The sequence below is a fragment of the Actinoplanes sp. NPDC048791 genome (assembly GCF_040650095.1).
GTDB lineage: Bacteria > Actinomycetota > Actinomycetes > Mycobacteriales > Micromonosporaceae > Actinoplanes.
Genome location: NZ_JBEZGQ010000649.1, coordinates 1 through 4,917, shown reverse-complemented (window position 1 = coordinate 4,917; position 4,917 = coordinate 1). Strand labels below are relative to the sequence as shown.

Sequence of the window (4,917 nt, the reverse complement as noted above, 5' to 3'; positions counted from 1 at the left end):
CCGGCCGCCCGCATCCAGGCCGCGAGCAGCCCAGCCGCCAGCGGCCCCGCCGCACGTCGACGACCCGCTCCGCGACGGGCAGTTCGGTCCGCCCGGTCCCCCGCTCAACCGGCGCAACCCGTTCCTGGTCGGGCTGCTGGGCGGGCTGGGCCTGCTCACGGCGTACGGGATCTTCCTCGGCCTGCGCAACGCGGCATCGATCCTGGTGCTCATCTTCATCGCGCTGTTCCTGGCCATCGGCCTCAACCCGGCCGTCACCCGGCTGCGCAGCTGGGGCCTCCCCCGCGGCCTGGCCGTGACGGTCATCGCTCTCTCGGTGGTGCTGCTGCTCTGCGGCGGTGTCTTCGCGCTGGTGCCGCCGCTGGTCACCCAGACCGGGCAGCTCATCGAGAACGTGCCGGGTTTCATCGAGAGCCTGCAACGCAATGAGACCGTCCGGGACCTGGTCCAGCGTTACGACATCCTGTCCCGGGTGCAGAGCGCCCTGGACGCGGGCACGGTCACCAACGCGCTGGGCGGCGTGGTCGGCGGCGCGCGACTGCTGTTCGGCACGATCTTCAACGTGCTGACCGTGCTGGTCCTGGTCATCTACTTCCTGGCGGCGTTCGACCGGATCAAGGAAGGCGGGTACGCCCTCGTCCCGCGCTCCCGGCGGCAGCGGGTGCGGCTGCTCACCGACGAGATCCTCGGCAAGGTGGGCGCGTACATGGTCGGGGCGATCGCCATCGCCGTGCTGGCCGGGCTGAGCACCTGGGTGTTCGCGATGATCGTGGGGCTGGCCTACCCGTTCGCGCTGGCGGTCGTGGTGGCCGTCTGCGACCTCATCCCGCAGATCGGGGCGACGCTCGGTGCGGTCGTCGTCAGCCTGGTCGGGTTGGCCGCCTCGCTGCCGACCGGTATCGCCTGCATCGTCTTCTTCGTGATCTATCAGCAGGTGGAGAACTACCTGATCTATCCGAACGTGATGCGCCGGTCGGTGAAGGTCAGCGACGTGGCCGCGGTGACTGCGGCGCTGCTGGGCGTGGGGCTCTTCGGGGTGATCGGTGCGCTGATCGCCATCCCGATGGTCGCCGCGATCCAGTTGATCGTCCGTGAGGTCGTTAACCCCAGCATGGAGAACAAGTAGGGGATCAGTCGGCCAGCGGCTTGGGGACCGGCACGTCGGCGAAGGCGGCCACCGTCCGGTCGGCGTACGCGTTCATGTCGCCCGACTCGATGGGCCCGTCCCAGGTCCGCGGCAGCGGCACCGGCACGTCCGGGGCGACCCGTCGCACGATCTCGTCCAGCACCTTCTCGGCGTCGCCGACCCACAGGTGCTTGGCGCCGGGCACCCCGACGACCTCGGCCTGCGGGATCGCCGCGAAGCGGGACTCCGCCTCGGCCGGCCGCAGGTAGTCGTCGAACTCGGGCACGAGCGCGGTCAGGGGCTTGCCACCGGCGGCCCAGGCGGCGAGGTGCTCCGGCTGGGAGAAACGCAGCGGCGGGGACAGCAGGATCGCGCCGGTGATGGCCGGGTCCAGCCCGTGCATCAGGGTCAGGTCGGTGCCGAAGGACCAGCCGATGAGCCAGATGTTCGGCAGGTCGTGGAACTCCGCGTACTCGATCGCGGCGGCGACGTCGAAGCGCTCGTCGACGCCGGAGGAGAACTCGCCCTCGCTGGTGCCGCGCACGCTGGACGTGCCCCGGGTGTTGAACCGCAGCACCGCCACCCCGGCCAGCGCGGGCAGCCGCCAGGCCGCCTTGCGGAAGACGTGGCTGTCCATCATCCCGCCGTGGGTGGGCAGCGGGTGCAGGCAGATCAGCGTGGCCACGGGCTCGCCGGACTCCGGCCGGGCCAGCTCACCGACCAGGGTGAGGCCGTCGGCGGTGTGCAGGGTGATGTCCTCGCGCCGGGCGGGCAGCACGGAGTTGGCACGGATCTGATTGGTCACGCCTTCATCCTCGTCCATATCGGGGGGCGTTGCGCGAGCGCTCCACACCCGGGCTGCGCCGGTCCCGGGCGCGCCAGCAGCCGGTGTGCCAGTGCCGCCGGTCGCTCTCGTCGCCCCGCTCGTCGGCCGGCCAGGCCACGATGTGCGCGACGCCCGGGCGGATCTCCTGCATGCAGCCGGGGCAGCGGTACGTCTTGGTGGCCGCGCCGCCGAAGATCGACCGGACCAGCCACTCGCCGTCCTGGTACTGCTGGACGCCCTCGATGCCCTTGCGGGTGCGCTCGTCACCCAGTGGGGTGGGCGCGGTGTCGCGTCGGGGGCGGTTACGGCGAGGACTCACGATAATCAAGCGTACGTGTGAGGTGCGGCACGCCGAATGCGACTTAGACTCACGTTCATGACGGCTACCCGTACTCCCGGCATGCCCGTGGTCGAGGACGGTTTCCTCGTCTCGACCAGCCCTGCGACCGGCGCCGAGGCGGGCCGCGTCCCGATCTCGGACGACAAGGCGGTCGAGGCCGCCGTGGAGCGGGCCCGCGCCGCCGGCTCCTGGTGGGCCGGCCTCAACTTCGACGGCCGCCGGACCCGGCTGCTGCGCTGGCGGGCCCTGCTCGCCGAGCGCATCGAGGAGCTGGCCGCGCTCACCCACGCGGAGACCGGCAAGCCGCTCGCCGACGCCATCGTCGAGGCCACCGCCGCGATCGAGCACATCGACTGGGCCGCCCGCAACGCCAAGCGCGTGCTGGGCCCCCGCCGGATGCGGACCCGGCTGCTGGTCGCCGAGCACTCCGGCCACCTGGAGTACCAGCCGTACGGCGTGGTCGGCGTCATCGGGCCGTGGAACTATCCGATCCTCACGCCGCTGGGCCCGATCAGCGGCGCGCTGGCCGCCGGGAACGCGGTCGTGCTCAAGCCCAGCGAATACACCCCCACGGTGGGCCAGTGGCTGGCCGACACGTTCGCCGAGATCGTCCCCGAGGAGCCGGTGTTCCAGGTCGTGCACGGCCTGGGTGACGTCGGCGCCGCGCTGTGCCGGTCCGGGGTCGGCAAGATCGCCTTCACCGGTTCCACCGCCACCGCCAAGAAGGTCATGGCCACCTGCGCCGAGACGCTCACCCCGGTGGTGCTGGAGGCCGGCGGCAAGGACGCGCTGATCGTCGACGCCGACGCCGACGTGAACGCCGCGGCCGAGGCCGCCGTCTGGGGGTCGATGACCAACGCCGGGCAGACCTGCATCGGCATCGAGCGGGTCTACGCGGTCGCCCCGGTCTACGACGCCTTCGTCGCGGCCGTCGTCGAGAAGGCCGGCAAGCTGCGCCTCGGTGAGGAGATCGGGCCGATCACCATGCCGGGCCAGGTGGACGTCATCCGCCGGCACATCGACGACGCGCTGGCCGGTGGCGGCCGGGCGCTGCTCGGTGGCGCCGGTGCGGTCCAGCCGCCCAACGTCGCCCCGACCGTGCTGGTCGACGTGCCGGAGGACTCGGCCGCGATCCGCGAGGAGACCTTCGGTCCCACGGTGACGATCACCAAGGTGGCCGACACCGAGGAGGCGATCAGCCGGGCCAACGCGCTGCCGTACGGGCTGGGCGGGGCGGTCTTCGGCAAGGCGCACGGGATCCGGATCGCCCGGCGCCTGCACACCGGCATGGTCGCGGTGAACTCGACGCTGAGCTTCGTCGGGATGGCCACGCTGCCGTTCGGCGGGGTCGGCGACTCCGGCTTCGGGCGCATCCACGGCGAGGACGGGCTGCGCGAGTTCGGCCGGGCCAAGTCGATCACCGTACGGCGGGGACCGTCGCTCCTGCCCGCGATGACCTTCGAGCGCACTCCGGCCCAGGTCGCCCGAATCGTCAAGGCGGTCAAGCTCCTGTACGGCCGCCGCCCGTAACCCCGTTTGCTAGCGTCACCCGGTGGATCATTCCGCGATCGAGGTCCGCGACCTGTCGGTGAGCTACGGCTCCACCCCCGTGCTGGTGGACGTCCAGCTCACCGTGCCGGTCGGCGCCGGTGTCTGCGTGATCGGTGAGAACGGCATCGGCAAGTCGACGCTGTTGCGCTGCGTGGCGAGCCTGCAACGGGCCGACGCGGGTGAGATCGAGATCTTCGGCGCCCCGCCCGGGTCCACACCGGAGTTCTGGCGGGCCGTGGTCACCACCGTGGAGCCGCCGACCTGGTACCCGGGCCTGACCGCCCGGGAGCACGCCGAGCTGGTCTGCCGGGCGCACGGCCTGGACCCGGCCGCCGCCGGGATGGACGAGGCGCTGGACCGCTTCGGCATCGCCTCGCACGCCGACGCCATCCCGCCGTCGATGTCGTCCGGGCAGAAGCAGCGCCTCACGCTGGCCCTGGCGTTGCTGCGGCCGAGCCGGCTGCTGATCCTGGACGAGCCGGAGCAACGCCTCGACCCCGAGGGCCGGGCGCTGGTGGCCGGCCTGCTGCACGACTATCTCGCCGACGGCGGCACGGTGCTGATGGCCAGCCACGACGACGTGTTCGCGGCCGCGGCCGGCACCAGCACGGTGAGCATGGCGGACCTGCACTCCGCCGACGCCCGGTGACCGCCCCGGCGACCGCCCCGGTCAGCGTCCGGGGCCTGCGCCGCTGGGTGCGCCGTACCCAGTCCGCGCACCGGGAACGCGGCGAAACCCTCGGCAACTACTACTTCGCCGTGCTGTTCGTGCTCATCGTCGGCGGCATCGTGCACAAGCAGATCGCCGCCGTGGTCTGGCCGGCCGAGCCGAACGCCTCGGAACTGGCCGGCGACTCGCTGATGCTGGTCGTCGGCGGCGGGCTCTACCTTGCCCTGCGTCGCCTCGGCCCGCTCGCGCTGAGCCGCCCGGCCGCGTCCTGGCTGCTCACCGCGCCGGTCAGCCGGCGTCGCCTGCTGCTTCCATCACTGTGGGTGGCGTTGATCGGCGCCGCCGCCGCGGGTGCCGTCGCCGGGCTGGCCGTGCTCGGCCACGTGGCGGCCCGTCCGGTGCCG

General features: G+C 72.4%; 6 protein-coding genes. 4 read left to right on the top strand and 2 right to left on the bottom strand.

Features of this window, described 5'->3' with window-relative positions; translation table 11 throughout:
* Window positions 1–1,126 (top strand): AI-2E family transporter (locus AB0C29_RS33615; RefSeq protein WP_360828862.1); only part of this gene is annotated, 1,126 nt, incomplete at its 5' end.
* Between the two features lie 4 nt (window positions 1,127–1,130).
* Here AB0C29_RS33615 and AB0C29_RS33610 read toward each other — a convergent pair.
* Together AB0C29_RS33610 and AB0C29_RS33605 are read right to left on the bottom strand one after the other, a co-directional pair.
* Window positions 1,131–1,931 (bottom strand): alpha/beta hydrolase, encoded by an 801-nt coding sequence (locus AB0C29_RS33610; protein ID WP_360828859.1) that lies wholly within the window; start codon window positions 1,929–1,931, stop codon window positions 1,131–1,133.
* Window positions 1,932–1,935: 4 nt separating this feature from the next.
* Window positions 1,936–2,271, bottom strand: a complete 336-nt coding sequence (locus tag AB0C29_RS33605; RefSeq protein WP_360828856.1) for a hypothetical protein — start codon at window positions 2,269–2,271, stop codon at window positions 1,936–1,938.
* 57 nt (window positions 2,272–2,328) lie between these two features.
* Here AB0C29_RS33605 and AB0C29_RS33600 point away from each other — a divergent pair, with 57 nt between their 5' ends.
* From AB0C29_RS33600 to AB0C29_RS33590, 3 genes are all read left to right on the top strand, one after another.
* On the top strand, window positions 2,329–3,822 hold the full coding sequence (locus AB0C29_RS33600) for an aldehyde dehydrogenase family protein (protein WP_360828853.1): 1,494 nt from the start codon (window positions 2,329–2,331) through the stop codon (window positions 3,820–3,822).
* Between the two features lie 22 nt (window positions 3,823–3,844).
* Window positions 3,845–4,492 (top strand): ATP-binding cassette domain-containing protein, encoded by a 648-nt coding sequence (locus AB0C29_RS33595; protein ID WP_360828850.1) that lies wholly within the window; start codon window positions 3,845–3,847, stop codon window positions 4,490–4,492.
* A partial coding sequence (locus AB0C29_RS33590) for a DUF6297 family protein (protein WP_360828847.1) occupies window positions 4,489–4,917 on the top strand: 429 nt, incomplete at its 3' end. The genes AB0C29_RS33595 and AB0C29_RS33590, both read left to right, overlap by 4 nt.

Bases quoted from the DNA above. Each gene is read 5' to 3' on its own strand.
- AB0C29_RS33600 (WP_360828853.1), top strand. From the start codon at position 2,329: ATGACGGCTACCCGTACTCCCGGCATGCCCGTGGTCGAGGACGGTTTC.